The sequence below is a fragment of the Demequina silvatica genome (assembly GCF_000971215.1).
Lineage (GTDB): Bacteria > Actinomycetota > Actinomycetes > Actinomycetales > Demequinaceae > Demequina > Demequina silvatica.
In genome coordinates this window covers 222781-244461 of the sequence record NZ_BBMA01000004.1, presented here as the reverse complement: position 1 = coordinate 244461, position 21681 = coordinate 222781, and the positions used below count along the sequence as shown (strand labels likewise).

The following is a 21681-nucleotide window of genomic DNA, read 5'->3' as shown; positions in this document are numbered from 1 at the left end:
GACGGTGGGGATGCCGAGCCGGCGGTACACCTCGGCGCGACCGGAGTCCGCGATGCGGGCCACCACGTTGTCGATGCCGTAGGTCTCGCGCACCACGCGCGCGGCGAGGATGTTCGAGTTGTCGCCGTCGGAGACCGCGGCGAACGCGTAGGCGTCCTCGACTCCCGCGGACACCAGCGTGTCGCGGTCGAAGCCGATGCCGGTGATGCGCTGGCCCTCGAAGGTGGGGGGGAGCCTGCGGAAGGCGTCGCCCGACTGGTCGATCACCGCGACGGTGTGGCCGCGCGCCTCGAACTCGGTCGCCAACGTCGCTCCCGTGCGGCCGCAGCCCATGATCACGATGTGCACGGCAACCCACGGTATACCCCTTGAGCCTAGGATGGTGCGACGTGCAGAGGTTTCTCGAGCGACTGAAACTGCTGGTGTTCGGGCGTCCCATCGCGACCGGCCGGTCCGAGCGCGTCGGCCTGAAGACGCGGCTCGCGCTGCCCGTGTTCGGCGCGAGCCTGCTGTCGACGGTGGCGTACGCCCCCGACGCGGTGGTGGACGCGCTACGCAAGGGCGGCGTGCAGTCCACGCTGCCTGTCATGGCGCTGGCCGTGGTAGCGATCATGGTGCTGCTGGGCTTCGCTTACCGCTCCAACGTGCGCAAGCGCCCCGACGAGCGCGGCGACTACGGCCTCGTGTCGGACAAGCTGGGCCCCACCGCGTCGATCGTCACCGGCGCGTCGCTCCTGGTCGACTACGTCTTCACGGTGGCCGTGTCCGTCGCGGCCATCGCGCAGTTCGTCGCGTTCGTGGTGCCGTCGCTGAGCGACCGCCACACGTCCATCGCGGTCGCCTCGATCCTGGTGATGACGCTCGCGCACCTGCGCGGCATCCAGGAGCGCGCCCGCGTGCTGCTGGTGGTGTGGTTCGGCTTCCTGCTCGTGATCGGGCTGGTGGTGGCGTTCGGCTCCACTCGCACCGACGTGGTCGCGCCCACCTCGCCGCCCGAGCCCACGTGGTCCTCCGCGATCGCCTTCGCGGGAGCCATCGCGTCGGGCGCGGTGATGCTCACCGGCATCGAGCACCTCGCGTCGTCCGCGCCGCAGCACGCCGAGCCGCGCGCCAAGCGCGCCGGCCGCACGCTGATCCTCGCCGTGCTCGCGGGCGCCGCCGGCTTCCTCGCCGTCACCCTGATGGTGTGGCGCTACCGCGTCTCCGGCTGGCAGTCCGGGCCGGTGCTGCTCCAGGCCACCGACCGCATCTTCGAGTCGACGTGGCCCGTGTGGGTGGTCGCGCTGCCCGCGATCGCGATCCTGTACTCGGCGGCCTCCGCGGTGTTCCGCCGCTTCTCGCGCCTCACGTCGCTGCTCGCGCGCGACTCCTACCTGCCGCGCCAGCTGTCGCAGCAGAGCGAGCGCCTGGTGTTCCGCGGCGGCGTGCTGTGGGTGGCGGGCGCGTCCGCGGTGATCGTGGTGGTCACCGGCGCGCGGCTCGACCAGCTGGTGCACATGTACCTCATCGGCGCGTTCGCCGCGATCGTGCTGAGCCAGTTCGCGATGGTGCGCTACCAGTCGCTGCGCATCGCGCTCGAGCCGTCGGGCCGCTCGCGGCTGCGGATGAAGGGCACGCGCGTGCTCCACGTCGCCGCGGCGATCGTGGCCGCCGCCGTGTGGATCATCATCGCGGTGTTCAACTTCGCCGCCGGCGCGTGGTTCGCCCTCGCGCTCGTCGCGGGCCTGGTGCTGCTCATGCGCGGCATCCACGCCCACTACGACGACGTGGCGCGCCAGCTCGCGATCCAGCCCAACGACCGCGCCTCGGCGCGTCCGAGCGCCACGCACGGCATCGTGCTGGTCGCACAGCTCCACCGTCCCGCGCTGCGCGCGATCGCGTACGCGAAGGCGGCGCGTCACTCCTCTCTCGAGGCCGTCGCCGTGCAGGTGGATCCCGCCGCCACCGCGCGGCTCCAGCGCAGCTGGGGCGAGCTCAACCTGGGCGTGCCGCTGGTGATCCTCGACTCGCCGTACCGCGACCTGGTGGGCCCCGTGCTCGACCACGTGAAGTCCATCCACCGGCTGTCGCCGCGCGACATGGTCGTGGTCTACGTGCCCGAGTACATCGTGGGCCGCTGGTGGGAGCGCTTCCTGCACAACCGGGCGTCGCTTCGCCTGCGCTCGCGCCTGCTGTCCGTGCCGCGCGTGGTGGTCGCGGCGGTGCCGTGGCACCTGCAGTCCTCGCTCGAGCTGGGCGACGGCGCGGCCTTCACCCAGGAGCTGCCGCGGGTGGACCTCGCGGCCGAGGAGGCGGCGAACCGTGGCTGACATCGAGCTCGAGATCGGCGCCGTCGCGCACGGCGGCCACTGCGTCGCCCGTCACGAGGGCCGCGTGGTGTTCGTCCGCCACGCCCTGCCCGGTGAGCGCGTGCGCGCCCGCCTCACGGAGGCCGGTGACGACGCCCGGCTGTGGCGCGCCGACGCCGTCGAGATCCTGTCCGCGTCGCCCGACCGCGTCGACTCGCCGTGGCCCGAGGCGGGACCCGGCGGGATCGGCGGCGGCGAGCTCGCGCACGTGTCGCTGCCCGCGCAGCGGCGCTGGAAGCACGACGTCCTGCGCGAGGCGTTCATTCGCTTCGCCGATCAGGAGTTCCCCGGCGAGGTCCACGCCGCGCCGGGGGACGATGTGCGGGCCGGGCTGGGCTACCGGACGCGGGTGGCCGCGGTGGCCGGGCCCGACGGGCGGGCCTCGATGCACCTCCACCGCTCGCGCGAGCTGCGGCCGCTCGCGTCCCTGCCCATCGCGGCCCCTGCGCTCGAGGAGCTGCTGCTGTCGACGCGGTTCCCCGCGGGGTCCCACGTCCAGGCCGTCGCCCCCGGCGGCGAGGCGCCCCGCCTCGTGGTCGACGGCGTGCCGTGGAAGGGCGGGCGTCCCGACCACCGCGACAACGCCCCCCGCCGCGTGCGCGAGAGCGTCGCGACCGCGCAGGGGGAGTGGACGTACCAGGTCGATGTCGAGGGCTTCTGGCAGGTGCACGTCGAGGCGCCCGCGGTCCTGGTGGACGCGGTGCTGTCGCGCGTGGGCGACGGCGAGCGGGTGCTCGACCTATACGCGGGCGCGGGCCTGTTCACCGTGCCGCTCGCCGCGACGGGTCGCGACGTCACGTCTGTCGAGGCGGATGCGCGGGCCTCGCGTGACGCGCGCCGCAACGCTCACGGGCTCCCCGGCGCGCGCATCGTCCACGGCGACACCAGGGCGTTCCTGTCCGGAACCGGGGTGACCGCCGACGTGGTCGTGCTCGACCCGCCGCGCTCGGGCGCGGGTGCGAAGACCGTCGACGCCGTCGCGGCGACGAACGCCGCGCGGGTGGTCTACGTGGCGTGCGACCCCGTCGCGCTCGCCCGCGACACCGCGCTGCTGGGCCACCACGGCTACGCGCTCGAGGAGGCGCAGGCGTTCGACCTGTTCCCCATGACGCACCACGTGGAGACGGTGGCGACGTTCGTGCGCGGATAGCGGCGCGGGCGGGGGAACGGCGTCCGTAGCGGGGTGGATAGGATGGCCCCAGACCCATCGCCGGGAGACCCCACACGGAGGAGACGCATGAGCGCGAACACCCTTGGATCCAAGTCGACGCTGCAGGTGGGCCCGCAGCAGTACGAGATCTTCCGACTCGACGCGGTTCCGGGGCTGGACGCCCTCCCGTACTCGCTGAAGATCCTCGCCGAGGCGCTGCTGCGCACCGAGGACGGCGCCAACATCACCGCGGACCACGTGCGCGCGCTCGCCGCGTGGGACCCGCAGGCGGAGCCCGACACCGAGATCCAGTTCACCCCCGCGCGCGTCGTGATGCAGGACTTCACCGGCGTCCCCTGCGTGGTGGACCTCGCGACCATGCGCGAGGCCGTGAGCGAGCTGGGCGGCGACCCGAACGTCATCAACCCGCTCGCGCCCGCGGAGCTGGTGATCGACCACTCGGTGGTCATCGACATCTTCGGCCGCGGCGACGCGCTCGAGCGCAACACGGACCTCGAGTACCAGCGCAACCGCGAGCGCTACCAGTTCCTGCGCTGGGGCCAGACGGCGTTCGACAACTTCAAGGTGGTGCCCCCGGGCACCGGGATCGTCCACCAGGTCAACCTCGAGTACCTCGCGCGCGGCGTCATGACGCGCGACAAGGGCGGCGCCACGCAGGCGTACCCGGACTCGTGCGTCGGCACCGACTCGCACACCACCATGATCAACGGCCTGGGCGTGCTCGGCTGGGGCGTGGGCGGCATCGAGGCCGAGGCGGCGATGCTCGGCCAGCCGGTGTCGATGCTCATCCCCAAGGTGGTGGGCTTCAAGCTCACCGGCGCGATCCCCGCCGGCGCGACGGCGACCGACGTGGTGCTCACCATCACGCAGATGCTGCGTCAGCACGGCGTGGTGGGCAAGTTCGTCGAGTTCTACGGCGAGGGCGTGGGCCAGGTGCCGCTCGCCAACCGCGCCACCATCGGCAACATGAGCCCCGAGTTCGGCTCGACCGCGGCGATCTTCCCGATCGACGCCGTCACCGTCGACTACCTGCGCCTCACCGGCCGCAGCGCCGAGCAGGTCGCTCTCGTCGAGGCGTACTGCAAGGAGCAGGGCCTCTGGCACGACCCGTCGCGTGAGGCCGCGTACTCCGAGTACCTCGAGCTCGACCTGTCGACCGTGGTGCCGTCCATCGCGGGACCCAAGCGCCCGCAGGACCGCATCGAGCTCACCGACGCGAAGAACGCGTTCGGCCGCTCGATCCTCGACTACGCGCAGCACGAGGACCTGCACGGCCTCGACGAGTCGGTCGAGGAGACCTTCCCCGCGTCCGACCCGATCGCAGCCGAGGCCCACGCGGGCGACGCGCCCGAGCCGGCCCGCGCATCGTCCACCGTCACCACGACCCGCCCGCACAAGCACGTGCCGGTCACGCTCGCCGACGGCACGGAGACCGCGCTCGACCACGGCGCCGTGGTGATCGCGTCGATCACGTCCTGCACCAACACGTCGAACCCGTCGGTGATGCTCGCGGCCGCGCTGCTCGCGCGCAACGCCAACGAGAAGGGCCTGACCTCGAAGCCGTGGGTCAAGACGTCGATGGCGCCCGGCTCGCAGGTGGTGACGGACTACTACGAGAAGGCCGGGCTCTGGCCCGACCTCGAGGCGCTCGGCTTCCACCTGGTGGGCTACGGCTGCACCACGTGCATCGGCAACTCGGGCCCCCTCCCGCAGGAGGTCTCGGACGTGGTCAACGACAACGACCTCGCGGTCGTCTCGGTGCTGTCCGGTAACCGCAACTTCGAGGGCCGCATCAACCCCGACGTGAAGATGAACTACCTCGCGTCGCCCCCGCTGGTCATCGCGTACGCGCTCGCCGGCACCATGGACCACGACTTCGAGAACGAGCCGCTCGGCACCGGCTCGGACGGCCAGGACGTGTACCTGCGCGACATCTGGCCCGACCCGGCCGAGGTGGAGTCGATCGTCGGCTCGTCGATCACGCAGGAGATGTTCGAGAAGGACTATGCGGACGTGTTCGCGGGCGACTCGCGCTGGCAGAGCCTGCCGACGCCCGCCGGCGCGACGTTCGAGTGGTCGGACGAGTCGACCTACGTGCGCAAGGCCCCGTACTTCGAGGGCATGGGCATGGAGCCCGAGGCCGTCGAGGACATCACGGGCGCCCGCGTGCTTGCGCTGCTCGGCGACTCGGTCACCACGGACCACATCTCGCCCGCCGGCTCGATCAAGGCCGACAGCCCCGCCGGCGTGTACCTCGCCGAGCACGGGGTGGACCGCAAGGACTTCAACTCGTACGGCTCGCGGCGCGGCAACCACGAGGTGATGATCCGCGGCACGTTCGCGAACATCCGCCTGAAGAACCTGCTCCTCGACGGCGTCGAGGGCGGCTTCACGCTCGACCACCTCACGGGCGAGCAGACCACCATCTACGACGCTTCCGTCGCATACCAGGCGGCCGGCGTACCGCTCGTGGTGCTCGCGGGCAAGGAGTACGGCTCCGGGTCCTCGCGCGACTGGGCGGCCAAGGGCACGTCGCTGCTGGGCGTCCGCGCGGTCATCACCGAGAGCTTCGAGCGCATCCACCGCTCGAACCTCATCGGCATGGGCGTGCTGCCGCTGCAGTTCCCGGCGGGGGAGAGCGCCGCGTCGCTCGGCCTCGACGGCACCGAGACCTTCGACATCACGGGCGTCGCCGCGTTCTCCGCGGGCGAGCACCCGAAGTCGCTGCCCGTGACGGCCACGAAGGCCGACGGCACCACCGTCACGTTCGACGCGGTGGTCCGCATCGACACTCCCGGCGAGGCGGACTACTTCCGCAACGGCGGCATCCTGCAGTACGTGCTGCGCTCGCTCGTCTCGTAGCGCGCAGCGGCCCCGACGGCCCCGCCCGGCATGCGCCGGGCGGGGCCGCGGTTGTCTTGTACGGAAGGCGACCCGCGCATCGTCCCGGCACGATGCGCGGGTCACCCGGGCGGGCCCGGCGCGCCGGGCGGCGGGACCCGGAGGCCGTACAGTGGAACGTCAACAGCGAGTGAGGAGCAACGGGTGCTGGAGCGCATCGGGTCGCCGCGGGATCTGCGCGGGCTGACCTACGAGGAGCTGGCGGAGCTCTCGAGCGAGATCCGCGACTTCCTGGTCGACAACGTGTCCCGCACGGGCGGCCACCTGGGCCCGAACCTGGGCGTGGTCGAGCTCACCATCGGCATCCACCGCGTGTTCCACTCGCCGCACGACTCGATCGTGTTCGACACGGGCCATCAGTCGTACGTGCACAAGCTGCTCACCGGCCGCCACGACTTCTCCACGCTGCGCCGCCGCGGCGGGATCTCCGGCTACCCGGACCGGCAGGAGAGCGTCCACGACATCGTGGAGAACTCGCACGCGTCCACGGCGCTGTCGTGGGCCGCGGGCATCGCGCGCGGTCACACGCTGCGCGGCGAGACGGGCCGGTCCACCGTGGCCGTGATCGGCGACGGCGCGCTCACGGGCGGCATGGCATGGGAGGCGCTCAACTCGCTGGGCGCGTCGCAGGACCGCGTGGTGGTGGTGATCAACGACAACGGGCGGTCCTACGCGCCCACCATCGGCGGGCTCGCGCGCAAGCTCGACACCATCCGCGTCGACCGCCGCTACGAGGAGTTCCTGGGCTGGGGCAAGCGCACCTTCCAGGGTCGCGGGCGCCTGCGCGGGTGGACTTACCAGACCGTCATGCACGGCAAGCGCGCCCTCAAGGGGCTGCTGACCGACGACGGCGTGTTCTCGGACCTGGGGCTCAAGTACATCGGGCCGATCGACGGTCATGACCTCCGCCACGTCGAGCGCGCCCTGCACCAGGCGCACGACTTCGCGGGCCCCGTCATCGTGCACGTCCTCACGGAGAAGGGGCGCGGATACTCGCCCGCCGAGCAGGACGTCGCCGACCGCTTCCACGCGGTGGGCAAGATCCACCCCGAGACGGGGCTGCCGATCGAGCCGTCGCGCTTCGGGTGGACGTCGGTGTTCGCGGACGAGATCTGCGCCGTCGCGGAGGACCGCCCCGACGTGGTCGCGATCACCGCGGCGATGCTCGCGCCGGTGGGGCTGCAGCCGTTCGCGGACGCGTACCCGTCGCGCGTGATCGACGTGGGCATCGCGGAGCAGCACGCGGTCACGAGCGCCGCCGGCCTCGCCTACGCCGGGCTGCACCCGGTGGTCGCTGTCTACGCGACGTTCCTCAACCGCGCGTTCGACCAGCTGCTCATGGACGTCGCGCTGCACCGCGCCGGAGTCACGTTCATGCTGGACCGGGCCGGGCTGACCGGCGACGACGGCCCCAGCCACAACGGCATGTGGGACATGGCGCTGCTGCGTCACGTGCCGGGCCTGCGCCTCGCGGCTCCGCGGGACGAGCCGACGCTGCGCCAGGCCTTCCGCGACGCGCTCGACGTCGACGACGCGCCCACGGTGGTCCGCTACCCCAAGGGCGCCGTGGCGGAGCCGCTGCCCGCGCTGCGGTCCGTCGGGGACCTCGACGTGCTCGCGGAGCACGGCGACTCGCCCCGCGTGGTGGTGGTGGGTCTGGGCTCGATGGCGCACACGGCCGTGGAGGCGGCGGAGAAGATCGCCGCGGACGGGATCGACACCGTGGCCGCGACGGCGACGTGGGTGCATCCGGTGCCGTCGGGGCTGGCGGAGCTGGTCGCGGGCGCCGAGCTGGTCGTCACGGTCGAGGACGGGCTCACCGACGCCGGCATCGGCGAGGAGTGGGCGCAGTACGCGCGGCTCGCGGGGCTGGGAGCCGCGTGGGCGCACCACGGCATCCCGCGCGAGTTCCTCCAGCACGCGTCGCGCGCGCAGCTGGTCGACGAGCTCGGGCTGGACCCGAGCGCCATCGCCGCCGAGACCCTGGCGGCGCTGCAGCAGGACTGAGGGGCGGCGCGCTCCCGGCGGCGCCCCGCACTGCGCACCTGCACCGCGCTCCGCGCGCTGCGGGGAACTCACCGACGCTTTCGGGAGGTCTGTGCCTCCTGTGGGGAATTGAGCGACGTGGCCACCGACCGGTCGAGGCCACGTCGCTCAGTTCCCCACAGGATTCCGCCAACCGCCGGAACCGTCGCTCAGGTCCCCCTGGCGCGCGCCAGCGCCGGGACGATGCGCCGGTTCAGTCCTCCGGCGAGGTCGCCGTGGACGCGGGCGAAGGCGCGACAGGCGCCGCGAACGCCTGGCCGAGCTCGGGCGCGACCAGCTCGATCTGCCACTCGCGCGCCCCGCGGCCCGCGAGGAAGTCGCGGATCCACGGCTCGCCGCCGTCGACGTACTCCCAACAGGTGCGGCGCAGGGCGTCGGGCTGGAGCAGGTTCTCGGCAGGGATCTCGAGGCGCTCGACCAGCGCCGTGATGCGCTCGCGCGCCGCGCTCAGCCGCACGAACGCCTCGGGACGCTTGTCCTTCCACATCCGCTGCTGCGGCGGCCCGTCACCCTGGGGGGCGCGGCGCGACGGCAGCGCCTTGTCGGGAAGCGTCATGGCCTCCTCGATGGCCTTGTACCACTGGGGCGCGCGGCGCTTGGTGCCCTTGGACTGGAACTCACGCACCCCGAGGAGCGCGTCGAGCGAGGCGGGCTTCGCCTGCGCGGCCGCCACGATCGCCTGGTCCCGCAGCACCCGGCCGGGGGAGACGTCGCGGCGGCGGGCCTCCTTGTCGCGCGCCTCCCACAGCGACCGGACGATCGCGAGGCCGCGCTGGTCGCGCACCATGTGCGAGCCGGAGGTGCGGCGCCACGGCTCCTCGCGGGGCTCGGGCGGGGGAGCGAGGCGCACCGCCTCGAACTCCTGCTCGGCCCACTCGAGCTTGCCGGCGGCCTCGAGGTGGGCGGCCAGGCGGTCGCGCAGGTCGAGCAGCACCTCGACGTCGAGCGCCGCGTAGACCAGCCAGTCGTGGGGGAGCGGCCGCGTGGACCAGTCCTGCGCCGAGTGCTCCTTGGCCAGCGCGAAGCCGAGCTCGCGCTCGACCACGGCGGCGAGGCCCACGCGCGGCCAGCCGAGCAGACGTGCGCCCAGCTCGGTGTCGAACACCTTGGCGGGGGTCATGCCGAGGTCGCGCATGCCGGGCAGGTCCTGGCTCGCGGCGTGGAAGATCCACTCGGCGTCGCCGAGCGCCTCCCCGAAGCTCGACAGGTCCGGCAGCGCGGCCGTGTCGATCAGCGCGATGCCCGCGCCCTCGCGCTTGAACTGCGCGAGGTAGGTGCCTTGGCCGTAACGGAATCCGGAGGCCCTCTCGGCGTCGGCCGCGACCGGGCCGGTGCCGGCGGCGAAGGCCGCGCACGCCTCGGCGAGCGCCTCGGGGGTGTCGATGATGGGGGGCACGCCGTCCGCGGGTGCGGTGAGCGGGATGGCGGCGGGCGCATCGTCCGTGGTGGACGATGCGGCGGTCGGCTCGGTCACTGGGTCCTTCCCGGCAGGGTGCGGACGCCGTGCGGCGTCGGGGGGACGCCGGCGCACGCTGCCATGAGATCCGTCCACGCCGCGATGTGCGGGGCGAGATCGGTGGTGGTGGGCGTCCAGGACGCCCGCAGCTCGATGTTGACCTCGTCCGGTCGGTCGCCCATCTCACCGAAGGACTGCGAGGTCACCTTGGTCACGGTACCGCCGCGCGCGCGATGGGGCGCACGCGCGAGGGACTCCGACAGCCAGGACCATGCGACGTCTCCCCAGAGCTCGTCGCGGCCTATCTCCGGATCTGCCGTCGCCTTCACGAGGGCGACGATGCGCATCGTCCCCTCCCACGCGGCCTGGCCGTCGGGGTCGTGAAGGATGACGAACCGGCCCGACGCCTCGAGGTCCTCGATCTCGCCGCTGATCGCGGCGGCATAGGGGGCGATGCGGTGCGGCGCGGGCACCTCGGTGAGGCGCACCGAGGGATGCGTGGGGGCGTCGCGCAGCGACAGGAGCGCCTCGCGGAAGTCCGCAGGCGCCTCGCTGAGATCGCTGGCCATAAGCGGAGCCTATGCCCGCGGCCCCCTGCGGCCCGCGTACGCCACGCTCGATGCGAGCGTCTAGGCTGGCCCCGTACCCCGGCAACCTCCCTTGAAGGATGGACGATGGCGCTCGCTCAGATCGGTGTGACCGGCCTCGCGGTCATGGGCCGCAACCTGGCCCGCAACTTTGCTCGCAACGGATTCACGGTGGCGGTGCACAACCGCTCGCCCGAGAAGATGCGCTCGCTGATCGCCGACCACGGCGACGAGGGCGACTTCATCGGCTCGGAGACGCTCGAGGAGTTCGTGGCGTCGCTGCAGGTGCCGCGCACCGTCGTGATCATGGTGCAGGCGGGTGGCCCCACCGACGCCGTCATCGACCAGCTCACCGGGCTGCTCGAGAAGGGCGACATCATCGTGGACGCGGGCAACGCGCTCTACACGGACACCATGCGCCGCGAGAAGGACCTCGCCGCGAAGGGCCTGCACTTCGTGGGCTCCGGCGTCTCGGGCGGCGAGGAGGGCGCGCTGCTCGGCCCCTCGATCATGCCCGGCGGCCCCGCCGAGTCCTACGTGACGCTCGGCCCGATCCTCGAGAAGATCGCCGCGAAGGCGGAGGACGGCACCCCGTGCTGCGTGCACATCGGCCCCGACGGCGCCGGCCACTTCGTCAAGATGGTGCACAACGGCATCGAGTACGCCGACATGCAGCTGATCGGCGAGGCCTACGACCTGCTCCGCACCGGCCTGGACCTCGAGCCCGCCGAGATCGCGGACATCTTCGCCGAGTGGAACCAGGGCGACCTGGAGTCCTTCCTCATCGAGATCACCGCCGAGGTGCTGCGCCAGACCGACGCGAAGACCGGGAAGGCGCTCGTCGACGTCATCAAGGACGAGGCCGGCCAGAAGGGCACCGGCCGCTGGACCGTCAAGTCCGCGCTCGACCTGGGCGTCCCGGTCACCGGCATCGCCGAGGCCACGTTCGCCCGCGCGATCTCCTCGCAGGTGGCGCAGCGCGCAGCGGCCCGCGACGTGCTCACCGCGTCGACCGGCGACTTCCACATCAACAACCGCGAGGGCTTCATCGAGGACGTGCGCCTCGCGCTCTACGCGTCCAAGGTGGTCGCGTACGCGCAGGGCTTCGACCAGATCCGCGCCGCCTCCGAGGAGTTCGGCTGGGACATCACGCTCGGCGACATGGCGAAGATCTGGCGCGCCGGCTGCATCATCCGCGCCCGCTTCCTCGACCGCATCACCGACGCGTTCCAGCGCGACGCCGACCTGCCGACGCTGCTGGTCGACCCGTACTTCTCGGACGCGATCGCGAACGGCGTGGGCGCCTGGCGCCGCGTGGTGGCGCAGGCCGCGCTCACCGGCGTGCCCGCCCCGGCGTTCTCCTCGTCGCTCTCGTACTACGACTCGCTGCGTGCCGAGCGCCTGCCCGCCGCGCTGATCCAGGGTCAGCGCGACTTCTTCGGCGCGCACACCTACAAGCGCGTCGACATGGACGGCACCTTCCACACGCAGTGGTCGGGCGACCGGACCGAGATCTCCGCGTAACGGCGGACGGGACGATGCGGGGCGCGCCGGGATCTCCCGGCGCGCCCCGCGCTGTTCCCGGGCACCTAGGCTGGGCGCCGTGAGCATCGAGCTGGTCGGGCGCAGGCCCGTGGTCGCCCCCGAGGACCTGATCGCGGGTCTGGTGCCGCCGCCGCACTTCGGCCAGGCGTCGTTCGAGACCTACCGTCCGGACCCGGAGCACCCGTCGCAGGCCGCGGCCGTCGCGGCGGTGCGCGAGTTCGCGGGGGAGCATCTGCGACGCTTCCGGCCCCGTCGCGGCCCGGGTGCCGGGCTGTACCTCGACGGCGGTTTCGGCGTGGGCAAGACCCATCTGCTGGCCTCGCTCGCGCATGCGCTCGGTCCGCGCCGTGCGGTCTTCGGGACGTTCGTCGAGTACACCAACCTGGTGGGCGCGCTCGGGTTCATCGCCGCGCGTGAGGCGCTGTCGACGTTCGCCGTGGTGTGCATCGACGAGTTCGAGCTCGACGACCCGGGCGACACGCTCATCATGGCGCGCCTGATGCGCGAGCTCACCGACGCGGGGACGTGCGTCGCGGCTACGTCGAACACCCTCCCCGACGCGCTGGGCGAGGGCAGGTTCGCCGCCGACGACTTCCAGCGCGAGATCCAGGCCGTCGCGCGCGTGTTCACCACGGTGCGCATCGACGGCCCCGACTACCGCCACCGCGGCTCGCTGGACTTCCCGGCGCCCGCATCGCGCGAGGCGGTGGACGCCGTCGCGGCGGCGCCCAGGGGAGCAGTGGCGGCGTGGCCCGCGCTGCTCGCCGACCTGGTCGAGGTGCATCCGAGCAGGTACGGCGCCTACGTCGACGGTGTCGCCGCGCTGGCGCTCACGGACGTCGCGCCGCTCGATGACCAGAACCAGGCGCTGAGGCTGGTCGCGCTCGTGGATCGGCTGTACGACCGCGACGCCGTGGTGATCGCGTCGGGCGCGTCGCTCCAGGAGGTGTTCACGCCGGACATGATGCGCGGCGGCTACCGCAAGAAGTACCTGCGCGCGCTGTCGCGCCTCGAGTCGATGGCGCACGCCGCCCTCGAGCACACCCGCCCGGTCTGAGCGGCGGTCGCGGCGGGGTCAGCGCTTCTTCTTGGCTGGGGCGGCCGGCGCATCGTCCGCCGCGACCGGCATGAGCGCCGCGAGGCGCGCCCGCTCGGCGTCGAGGTCGAACGTCGCGGGCGGCCACGCCAGGTTCATGTCCTCGAGCGTGTCGACCAGCAGCTGGGTCACGGCGAGCCGCGCGTACCACTTGCGGTCCGCGGGCACCACGTGCCACGGCGCGCTCGCCGTGGAGGTGGCGTCGAAGACGTCCTGGTAGGCGTGCAAGTAGTCGTCCCAGCGCTCGCGCGAGTCGAGGTCGCTCGGGTGGTACTTCCAGAACTTCTCCGGGCGCTCGAGGCGGGATGCGAGGCGCGCGAGCTGCTCGTCGGGCGAGATCATGAGGGCGCACTTGACCACCGTGACGCCGGCGGCCTCCGTGAGCCGTTCGAACCGGTTGATCTCCGCGTAGCGCCGGGCCCAGGGGTCGCCGTCCACCAGGCCCTCGACGCGCGCGATCAGCACGTCCTCGTAGTGGGACCGGTCGAACACGCCGATGCGCCCGGGCTGCGGGAGCGCGCGGCGCACCCGCCACAGGTAGTGGTGGCGCAGCTCCTCGGCGGTGGGGGCGCCGAAGGACCGCACGGTCACGCCCTGCGGGTCGACCATGCCGAGCACGTGGCGAGAGATGCCTCCCTTCCCCGAGGTGTCCATGCCCTGGAGGACCAGCACCACGGCCCGCGTGCCGCCGGACCGGCCCTCCGCGAACAGCATCTCCTGGAGGTCCGACAGCCGGCCGCCGAGCCGCGCCATCGCGGCCTCGCCCTCCGCCTTGCCGCCCTCGAAGCCCGGCGTGCCGGCGGTGTCGAAGCCGCCGAGGTCGAAGCCCGCGCCCACTCGCAGGATCTCCGACGGCCGTGCCCGCCAGCCCTGTCCGGTCATCGCATCCTCCCTGGATCCACGCGCCTGAGCCCACCGTAGCCGCACGTCACCGCTCGCGCCGGGAGCGCGGTCCTGCTAGACCGGAGGGTGGGGGGAGACGCGCGATCGGGGGACGTCATGGCGAACAACACGGGCGCGGCCGCGGGCGGGGGAGGCTACTTCCTTGCGATGATCGGCTCTGCGGTGTGGTTCTGGCAGCAGGCCGACAGCTTCTGGGAGTACGTGGGCGCGCTGCTCCAGGCGATCGTCTGGCCGGCGTTCCTCATCTACGACGTGTTCTCGTTCCTCAACGCTCCGTGACGGGGGTCGGGGACGGAACCACCGCATCGTCCACGGGGGTCGGGGACGGAACCACCGCATCGTCCCCGGGTCCGCGCAGGACCAGGTAGATCGCGGCCGCCAGGCCGAGGATCGCCGTGCCGAGGACCACGTCCCACACGGACAGCGGCCGCAGCGTCGCGGCGAGCACCACGAACACCACGCCGAGCCACAGCCACAGCAGCCACGGGAGGCGGCGCAGCACGGTGGGCACGCCCTCGGGGCGCCAGCCGCGCGCGTCGAGCGCCGCGGATCCGCGGGCGAGCATGCCCGACCCGGAGCGGCGCGCCGCGCCCGCGCCCGAGGAGCCGCCGGAGAGCACCCCGGCGATGATCGCGATCGCGCCGAGCACCGCGTACGCGAGCATCACTGCGGCGGTCTCACCGGTGAGCGCGCCGTAGATCGCGGCGGTGGCGCCGGTGGGGACCTGCGTCGCGATGAGGGCGGCCGTGACCGAGCCGCCGACCGCGATGGCGGTGGCGAGCACCGCCCCCGTGATGAGGAGCAGCGTGCCCACGACGATCACCGCGCGCGGGCGGCGCGGGTGGATCGCGACGCCCACGATCACGAGCACGATCGCGACCCACGGCAGCAGGTTGCCCACCGTGGTGAGGATCGAGTAGGCCAGGCGCGCCTGCGCGACGGCGGGGACCTCCGCGACGGTGATGCTCGCGTCGACCTCGGGGATCGAGTCCGCGAGGGTGAAGCCGGCATCGACCAGGGCGGGCTTGAGCTCGTCGAGGATGGGGCCGAGCTGGATCGCGACCACGCCCGCGTCGTCGATCGAGATGGCGCCGTCCGCGTCCGCCTCGAGCACGTTGACCAGCTGCTGGTGGGTGAGGCGCAGCGCCTCCTCCCAGACCTTCGCGAAGGCGTCGGACTCGATCACGAAGGTGAGCGCGCTGCGCGTGGCGGCGCGGGCCTGGTCGGCGAGCAGGGGGCCCAGGACGCCCTGCGCGTTAGCGAGGCGCGGGGTGGACTGCTCGTCGATGACGGAGGAGAGGAGCTCGTCGACAAGGGCGTCGGTGTCGAGCTGCGCGTCGATCGCGGCGGCGGCCTGGTCGACGATGAGGGCCTGGACGTCGGGATCCTCGGCGAGCGGGGCGAGCGTGCGGACGAAGGCCTCCGAGTCGCTCGCCTGGCGGGCCGCGAAGCCCACCACGGTCGCGAGCGGGGCGATAAGCGTGCCGAGCACGATGAGCGTGATCGCCAGGAACGCGCGGCCGCGGTGGCGCGGCTTGGCAGGGGACGATGCGGGGGCCGGGGGCGTCGCGTGAGCCATGGGGGCGCCTGGGGCGCCGGGGGTCGCGCGCGCGTCGAGCGCGGCGCGAAGGGACGCGTTCTCGGTCTCCATCTCGAGCAGTCGGGCCTCGAGCTGCGCCTTGGTCATGCCTGCCATGGTGTCCTCCCCTTGGCGCCTGAACCCGCTGGTAGGCGCCCCAAGGATGAGCCTAGGGCGTGACGGGGTCCATGGCGATGTCCACAGCCCGTGGGCGGCCTTCATTTATCCACATACCAGGAGTGATGGTCGGACGGCGATGTCAGAGGGCGGTGCTTGACTGGTTCCATGGAGATCTCGGTCATGGATGTCGCGAAGGGGCTGGTGCCGCTCAAGCCCTTCGCGGAGCGTGACCTACAGACGTTGACCGAGGCCGAGCTCGCGAGCGCGATCGAGGTCTCCGCCCGGCTGGTGCGCCTGGCCGCGGTGCCGCAGGCGATGCTCGCGGCGGAGGTTTCGCGCCGTTCGGAGGACAAGCCCGGCGGTGGCATGGCGCGACGCCAGGGCCATCGCAACGCCACGCGCATGGTCGCTCAGGGGCAAGGCGGCACCGCGGGGCAGGCGCGGGACGCGATTGTCACAGGTGGGCTCTTCGGTGGCGAGGGTGGAGGTGAGGAGTCCGGCGCCGAGGGCGGCGTGCGGTGGCCGGCGATCGCGGCCGCGGTGACCGCCGGCGACCTGTCCCAGGCTCAAGCCCGCCTCCTGATCGAGACGCTCGAGGGCCTGATCGATGAGGACTGCCCCGACGCCGCAGACCTGTGGCAGCGCCTGCGCGAGCTGGAGCAGAGGCTGGCGGAGAAGGCGCTGGCGCTGTCGCTGGCGGACCTGCGCAAGGTCTGCCTGGACGTGACGGCGCGCTGGAACCAGGGAGACTGGGAGGCCAAGGAGCGGCAGCGCCGTGCTCAGCGTTTCCTGAGCTTCAGCGAGCGCGCCGACGGGATGGTCTCCGTCACGGGCCTGCTCGATCCCGCCTCCGCGGCCCCCATCATCACCTGGCTCGACGCGCAGGTCGCAGACAAGTTCCGCAAGAAGCGCGACGCCGGCGAAGGTCCCGCGGAGCCGGGCGAGGCTGGGCGGATCCGCCTCGACGCGCTCGTGGACCTGGCCCGCCATGGGATGCGCTGCGATCAGCCCGGCTCGGGGGTGTCGACCACGGTGGTGGTGCGCGTGTCCGAGGAGGCGCTGCGCACCGGGCTGGGGTTCGGCACCTGCGATGCCCTCGCGACACCGTTCTCCGGTGGAGAACTGCGGCGCATGGCAGTCGATGCCGGCATCCTCCCCATCGTGCTGGGAGGCGGCTCCGCGCCCCTGGACGTGGGATACGCGCTCCGGTTCTTCACTGCCGCGCAACGCCATGCCTTGGCCGAGCGTGACGGCGGCTGCGCGTTCTGCCATGCGCCCGTCTCCTGGTGCGACGCGCACCATCTGGCCTGGTGGAAGCTCGATTCTGGCCCCACAGACCTGGCGAACGGCGTGCTCCTATGCACTCGCTGTCATCACAGGATTCATGACGATGGCTGGGAGGTCAGGGCCACCCGCACCCGGGTGTGGTTCATCCCGCCCGCGAGCGTCGACCCCACCCGCACGCCGCGCGAGGGCGGCAAGGCCGCCCTCCACGTCGACCTGCCCGGGCGCGCCGGTCCGCCCAGATGACCCCGCCTCGGCGGCGCTCATCCCCTCGCGGGGAGGCGCCGCTGAGGCGCGCACGGGCTCAGCCTTCGGCCGCCACCAGCGCCACCGCGTCAGGCGCGAGCACCAACGCGCCCTCGATCGCCTCGACGGAGCCGAACACCGCGAGCGCGGACGCCTCCGTCTCGACCACCATGGGCGACGTCGACAGGTTCGCGTGCACCCGCACCGGCCCGTGCATGGTGAGCTGTCGCGGCGCGAGCTCCGAGACCCCGGCCGGGTGCGCCTCCCAGGCGGCGGGCGGCAGCGTGCCCGACCGCGCCGCCATCACCGCGGCCACCCACTCCTCGATCAGCCGGTGCGACGCCGTCGACGCCGAGACCCCCGAGCCCAGCTTCGACCGCAGGAACGTCTGCCGGTCCTGCGGATCGGGGACCCGCACGGCCCCGCCGTACAGCTCTTCCCAGCCATGTCCGGCGAACTCGCTCATGCGGCCCTCGGAGACCGCGGAGCCGAGCGACTCGTCGTGATCGGTGAAGAACATGAAGGGCCGGGTCTCGCCGTACTCCTCGCCCATGAACAGCATCGGCGTGAAGGGGGAGAGCAGCACCAGCGCAAGCGACGCCGCCTGGGCGCCGGGGGAGAGCCGCGACGCGGGCCGGTCGCCGATGGCCCGGTTGCCCACCTGGTCGTGGTTCGAGGCGAAGACCACGAACCGCCGCCGGTCTACGGACGCCGGCACCGGAGCGCCCCAGTCGCGTCCCCGGAAGGTCGAGAACGAGCCGTCGTGGAGGAACACGTCCCGGTAGACCTTGTCGAGCGCCTCGATGCTGCCGAAGTCGCAGTAGTAGCCGTGCCGTTCGCCGGTGAGATAGGCGTGAAGGGCGTGGTGGACGTCATCGGCCCACTGCGCCGTCATGCCGAGCCCGCCCTCGGAGGTCGGCGTGACCATCGACGCGTCGTTGAGGTCCGACTCCGCCGTGAGCGACAGGGGCCGCCCCAGCTGCGCGGCGAGCGCGGCGGTCTCGTCGGCGAGCTCGGCGAGGATGTGCCGCTCGGAGTCGTCCACCAGGGCATGAACGGCGTCGAGCCGGAGCGCGTCGACGTGGAAGTCCTCGAACCATCGCAGCGCGTTGTCCACGATGAACGCGCGCATGCCCGCCGCGGCCGGCTGGTCCAGGTTGACCGCCCAGCCCCACGGGGTCTCGTGCGCGTCGGTGAAGTACGGGCCGAACCGTGCCAGGTAGTTCCCGTCAGGGCCCAGGTGGTTGTAGACCACGTCCAGGCACACGCCCATGCCGTGCCGGTGCGCGCGGTCCACGAACCGCTGCAGCGCCTCCGGCCCGCCGTACGCCTCGTGCACGGAGTAGAGGGCGACGCCGTCGTAGCCCCAGCCGCGGGTGCCGGGGAAGGCCGCGAGCGGCATCAGCTCGATCATCTCGACGCCGCGTGCCGCGAGGTCGCGCAGCTGATGCCCGTCGACCGCGTCGAGCGTGCCGCCCGGGGTGAACGTGCCCACATGCAGCTCGTAGTGCACCGCACCGCGGGCGTCGAGACCCTCCCACGCCTGGTCGCCCCACGCGTAGGCGTCGGCGTCGAAGGTGCGCGACGGCCCGTGCACGCCGTGCGGCTGCCACGGGCTGCGGGGGTCGGGGAACGGACCCTCGCCGTCGATCATGAATGCGTAGTCGGTGCGCGCGGGCAGCCGCGGTCCCTCCCACCACCCGTCCTGGGTGGGCCGCATCGCGGCAGTGACCGGCGCATCGGCCGGGCCTATCCGGCACTCGACCTTGGCCGCGTCGGGCGCCCACACCCGCACCGCGGCGCTCACGCCCGCTCCAGCAGCGCGACGGGGTGGGAGCGCAGCAGCTGCGCTAGCGGCACGGGGCCGCCCTCGACCGTGTGGCGGCCGATCACGTCGCGCCACCGCCCGGCGGGCAGCTGCACGGTGTGCTCCGCCCACCCGCCCAGGTGCTCGAGCTCGAGCGCCGCGCGGGTCGCCACCGTGATCGCGACCGGACGGTCGCCCACGGTGCGGGCGAACACCACGGCATGTCCCGAGGACGATGCGAGGGGCACGTAGCCTGCGTCCTCGCCGATGAACGCGTCCGGGTGGGCGCGGCGGAGCCTGAGCGCGGCGGAGGTCACCAGCAGCTTCTCCTCGGCGAGGCCTCGCGGCTTGGCGCGCCGGTCGAGGCGGCGCAGGGTGTCGAGCCGGAGGTCGAAGTCCACGGGGCGGCGGTTGTCGGGGTCCACGAGGCTAGGGGCGAGCAGCTCGGTGCCCTGGTAGACGTCGGGCACGCCGGGGACGGTCAGCTGGAGAAGCTTCTGACCTAGGATCGCGGCGCGGACGCCGGTGTGGGTCGTGCGGTGCCACCCCGCGACCGCGTCCTTGACGGCCGGGTCGGCGTGGGTGGTCTGCGCGAACCACAGGACCTGGGACTCGTAGGTCTCGTTGACCGAGGTCCACGTGGTGTGGGACTTCGCCTCACGCATCGCCTTGACGAGGTAGCCCTCGAGACGGTCCCACTCCATGAGCCCGTCCTCGTCCGACGTGCCCACCAGGGTCTGCCACCACAGGTTCTCCGTGCGACCGTCGAGCTCGGCGGGGCGCAGCTCCTCGGTGATGGCGCGCAGATGCTGCGCCAGCTGGTCCCACTCGTCGGCGGACTCGGACAGCACGCCCAGGCGGGCGCGCACGTCCTCGGAGCGCTTGGTGTCGTGGGTGGACAGGCACGTCATGGCGTGCGGGTAGAGCTGCTGCTGCTCATGCGCCCAGGCGTGGAAGGCGGCGGGCGGCATCGCGAAGCGACCGGCGGGGGAGCCGACCTCGCACAGCGGGAGCAGGTGCGTCCACCGGTAGTACGCGGTGTCCTCGACACCCTTCGCCATGACGGCCCCGCACGCCTGCTGGAAGCGCGTGATGAGCTCGCGGCGGTTGGTGTCGGTGGTGCGGCCCGCGGATCCGACCTCCGCGCCCTTGAGCAGGTCGACCACCACCTCGAGGGTCTCATGGCGCTCGGGATCGAGCAGGCGTCGCGCGCGCTCGGCCGCATGGTCGATGGTCTCGAGCGAGCTGGGCCGGGGCTTCTCGTCCGCGACGATGTAGGCGCGGTAGCGGTCGAACGTCACCAGCATGGTCCGCAGGCAGTCGTACAGCGCCCGCCACGTGTGGTCCCGCAGTCGCACGTCGGTGGTGCAGATGGTGTGGGCGATGGTCGCGAGGCGATGGACCTCGCTCGACAGGGACTCCCGCACGATCTCCCACTTGGCCGCGTCGATCATGTCCGGCAGCTCGCCCATAGCGTCGCCCGCCACCCGGTGAAGGGTTCCGGCGAGCGGGGCCGCTCCGGCGGGATCGCGCAGCAGCGCGCCCACGCGCCACGACGCGTCGTAGCCGGTGGTGCCGGCGCATCGCCACGACGTGGGCAGCCGCTCCTCGTCCTCGAGGATCTTCTCGACCACCACCCAGGCGCCGTCGGTCGCCTCGGACAGCCGTGCGATGTACCCCTCCGGATCCGCCAGGCCGTCGGGGTGGTCGATGCGCAGGCCCTGCAGGGTGCCGTCCTTCACGAGCGAAACGATGCGCTCGTGGGTGGCGTCGAAGACGTCCTCGTCCTCGACCCGCACCGCTACCAGCGACCCGACGTCGAAGAACCGCCGGTAGTTGAGCTCCTCGTTGGCGACCCGCCAGTACGCGAGGCGGTAGTGCTGCTGCTCCACGAGGGACGCGAGGGGGAGGTTCTCGGTGCCCGCGCGGATGGGGAACACGTGGTCCCAATAGCGCAGGACCGGCACCTCGCCGGCCTCCTCGCGGCCCGGCACCACCATGTGGTCCACGGCGAGCTCGCCGGCCGCCAGCACCGTGCCGATCCGCTGGCCGAGCACCGGCATGAGCACCGGCTCGCCCGACTCCCAGTCGACGTCGAACCAATGCGAGAAGGGGGAGTCGTGCCCGTGCTCGAGCACGGACCACAGCGCGCTGTTGTGATAGACGGGCGTGGGGACGGCCATGTGGTTGGGCACCACGTCCGCGATCAGCCCGATGCCGCGCTCGCCCGCCTGCCACGACAGGTTGCGCAGGCCCTGCTCGCCGCCGAGCACCTCGGCGATCCGCGCGTGGTCCACCACGTCGTAGAAATGCGTCGATCCGGGAGCGGCCGTCAGGATGGGGGACAGGTAGAGGTGCGTCACGCCAAGAGAGGCGAAGTAGTCGAGCCGGGAGGCGGCGTCCGCGAACGTGAAGCCCGCGCTCAGCTGCAGCCGGTATGTCGACACCGGGACGGGCGCGTCGGCGCGGTGCCCCAGCCTCTTCGTGCTCCTCGAACGGTCGTGCGTGACGTCGGTCATGTAGAGAACCAGCCTCCTCGAGTCGTGTCCATCATGGCAGAAGCGACCCGAGGGGGCTGGTATTCCCTTTGGC

The 21681-nt window shown here is 72.5% G+C and carries 14 protein-coding genes and 1 pseudogene; 8 read left to right on the top strand and 7 right to left on the bottom strand.

Going from position 1 to position 21681, the window contains the following annotated elements:
• Positions 1-60 precede the first annotated feature (60 nt).
• A pseudogene (locus AOM05_RS14745) lies at positions 61-333 on the bottom strand (NAD-binding protein); the annotation flags it as partial.
• 56 nt (positions 334-389) lie between these two features.
• On the opposite strand from AOM05_RS14745, the gene AOM05_RS07000 reads away from it, so the two are divergent.
• From AOM05_RS07000 to dxs, 4 genes are all read left to right on the top strand, one after another.
• Positions 390-2309, top strand: coding sequence for an APC family permease (locus AOM05_RS07000; protein WP_169746731.1), 1920 nt, complete (start codon positions 390-392; stop codon positions 2307-2309).
• Complete coding sequence (locus AOM05_RS06995; RefSeq protein WP_062520657.1) at positions 2302-3498, top strand: class I SAM-dependent RNA methyltransferase; 1197 nt, start codon at positions 2302-2304, stop codon at positions 3496-3498. Before AOM05_RS07000 ends, AOM05_RS06995 begins: the two co-directional genes overlap by 8 nt.
• Before the next feature lie 87 nt (positions 3499-3585).
• The gene (gene acnA, locus AOM05_RS06990) at positions 3586-6381 is read left to right on the top strand and encodes an aconitate hydratase AcnA (RefSeq protein ID WP_062520654.1); all 2796 of its coding nucleotides are present in this window, start codon (positions 3586-3588) and stop codon (positions 6379-6381) included.
• A gap of 183 nt (positions 6382-6564) precedes the next feature.
• The gene (gene dxs, locus AOM05_RS06985; protein WP_062520653.1) at positions 6565-8427 is read left to right on the top strand and encodes a 1-deoxy-D-xylulose-5-phosphate synthase; all 1863 of its coding nucleotides are present in this window, start codon (positions 6565-6567) and stop codon (positions 8425-8427) included.
• A 232-nt stretch (positions 8428-8659) separates the two neighbouring features.
• Here the strand turns inward: dxs and AOM05_RS06980 are convergent, their stop codons facing one another.
• Together AOM05_RS06980 and AOM05_RS06975 are read right to left on the bottom strand one after the other, a co-directional pair.
• Positions 8660-9940, bottom strand: coding sequence for an HRDC domain-containing protein (locus AOM05_RS06980; protein WP_062520651.1), 1281 nt, complete (start codon positions 9938-9940; stop codon positions 8660-8662).
• On the bottom strand, positions 9937-10491 hold the full coding sequence (locus AOM05_RS06975) for a DUF3000 domain-containing protein (protein ID WP_062520649.1): 555 nt from the start codon (positions 10489-10491) through the stop codon (positions 9937-9939). The genes AOM05_RS06980 and AOM05_RS06975 overlap by 4 nt, the downstream gene beginning before the upstream one ends.
• A gap of 105 nt (positions 10492-10596) precedes the next feature.
• Between AOM05_RS06975 and gnd the strand changes: the two genes are divergently transcribed.
• Together gnd and zapE are read left to right on the top strand one after the other, a co-directional pair.
• A complete protein-coding gene (gene gnd / locus AOM05_RS06970) occupies positions 10597-12033 on the top strand; it encodes an NADP-dependent phosphogluconate dehydrogenase (RefSeq protein WP_062520647.1) in 1437 nt (478 codons plus the stop codon).
• Positions 12034-12112: 79 nt separating this feature from the next.
• Positions 12113-13111, top strand: coding sequence for a cell division protein ZapE (gene zapE, locus AOM05_RS06965; RefSeq protein WP_062520645.1), 999 nt, complete (start codon positions 12113-12115; stop codon positions 13109-13111).
• Positions 13112-13129: 18 nt separating this feature from the next.
• Here zapE and AOM05_RS06960 read toward each other — a convergent pair whose 3' ends face one another.
• The gene (locus tag AOM05_RS06960; RefSeq protein ID WP_062520643.1) at positions 13130-14032 is read right to left on the bottom strand and encodes a polyphosphate kinase 2 family protein; all 903 of its coding nucleotides are present in this window, start codon (positions 14030-14032) and stop codon (positions 13130-13132) included.
• A gap of 117 nt (positions 14033-14149) precedes the next feature.
• On the opposite strand from AOM05_RS06960, the gene AOM05_RS06955 reads away from it, so the two are divergent.
• On the top strand, positions 14150-14332 hold the full coding sequence (locus AOM05_RS06955; RefSeq protein ID WP_062520641.1) for a hypothetical protein: 183 nt from the start codon (positions 14150-14152) through the stop codon (positions 14330-14332).
• Here AOM05_RS06955 and AOM05_RS06950 read toward each other — a convergent pair.
• The gene (locus AOM05_RS06950; RefSeq protein WP_062520639.1) at positions 14319-15740 is read right to left on the bottom strand and encodes a hypothetical protein; all 1422 of its coding nucleotides are present in this window, start codon (positions 15738-15740) and stop codon (positions 14319-14321) included. The two genes, AOM05_RS06955 and AOM05_RS06950, sit on opposite strands and share 14 nt — an antisense overlap.
• Before the next feature lie 252 nt (positions 15741-15992).
• On the opposite strand from AOM05_RS06950, the gene AOM05_RS06945 reads away from it, so the two are divergent.
• Positions 15993-17282: an HNH endonuclease signature motif containing protein gene (locus AOM05_RS06945; RefSeq protein WP_228373231.1), complete on the top strand. Its 1290-nt coding sequence runs from the start codon at positions 15993-15995 to the stop codon at positions 17280-17282.
• 58 nt (positions 17283-17340) lie between these two features.
• On the opposite strand, the gene treZ is transcribed toward AOM05_RS06945, so the two are convergent.
• On the bottom strand, positions 17341-19089 hold the full coding sequence (gene treZ, locus AOM05_RS06940) for a malto-oligosyltrehalose trehalohydrolase (protein WP_062520633.1): 1749 nt from the start codon (positions 19087-19089) through the stop codon (positions 17341-17343).
• Positions 19086-21608 carry a malto-oligosyltrehalose synthase gene (gene treY / locus AOM05_RS06935; RefSeq protein ID WP_062520631.1) on the bottom strand — a complete coding sequence of 841 codons (2523 nt, stop codon included), beginning with the start codon at positions 21606-21608 and terminating at the stop codon, positions 19086-19088. Before treY ends, treZ begins: the two co-directional genes overlap by 4 nt.
• Positions 21609-21681: the final 73 nt, after the last annotated feature.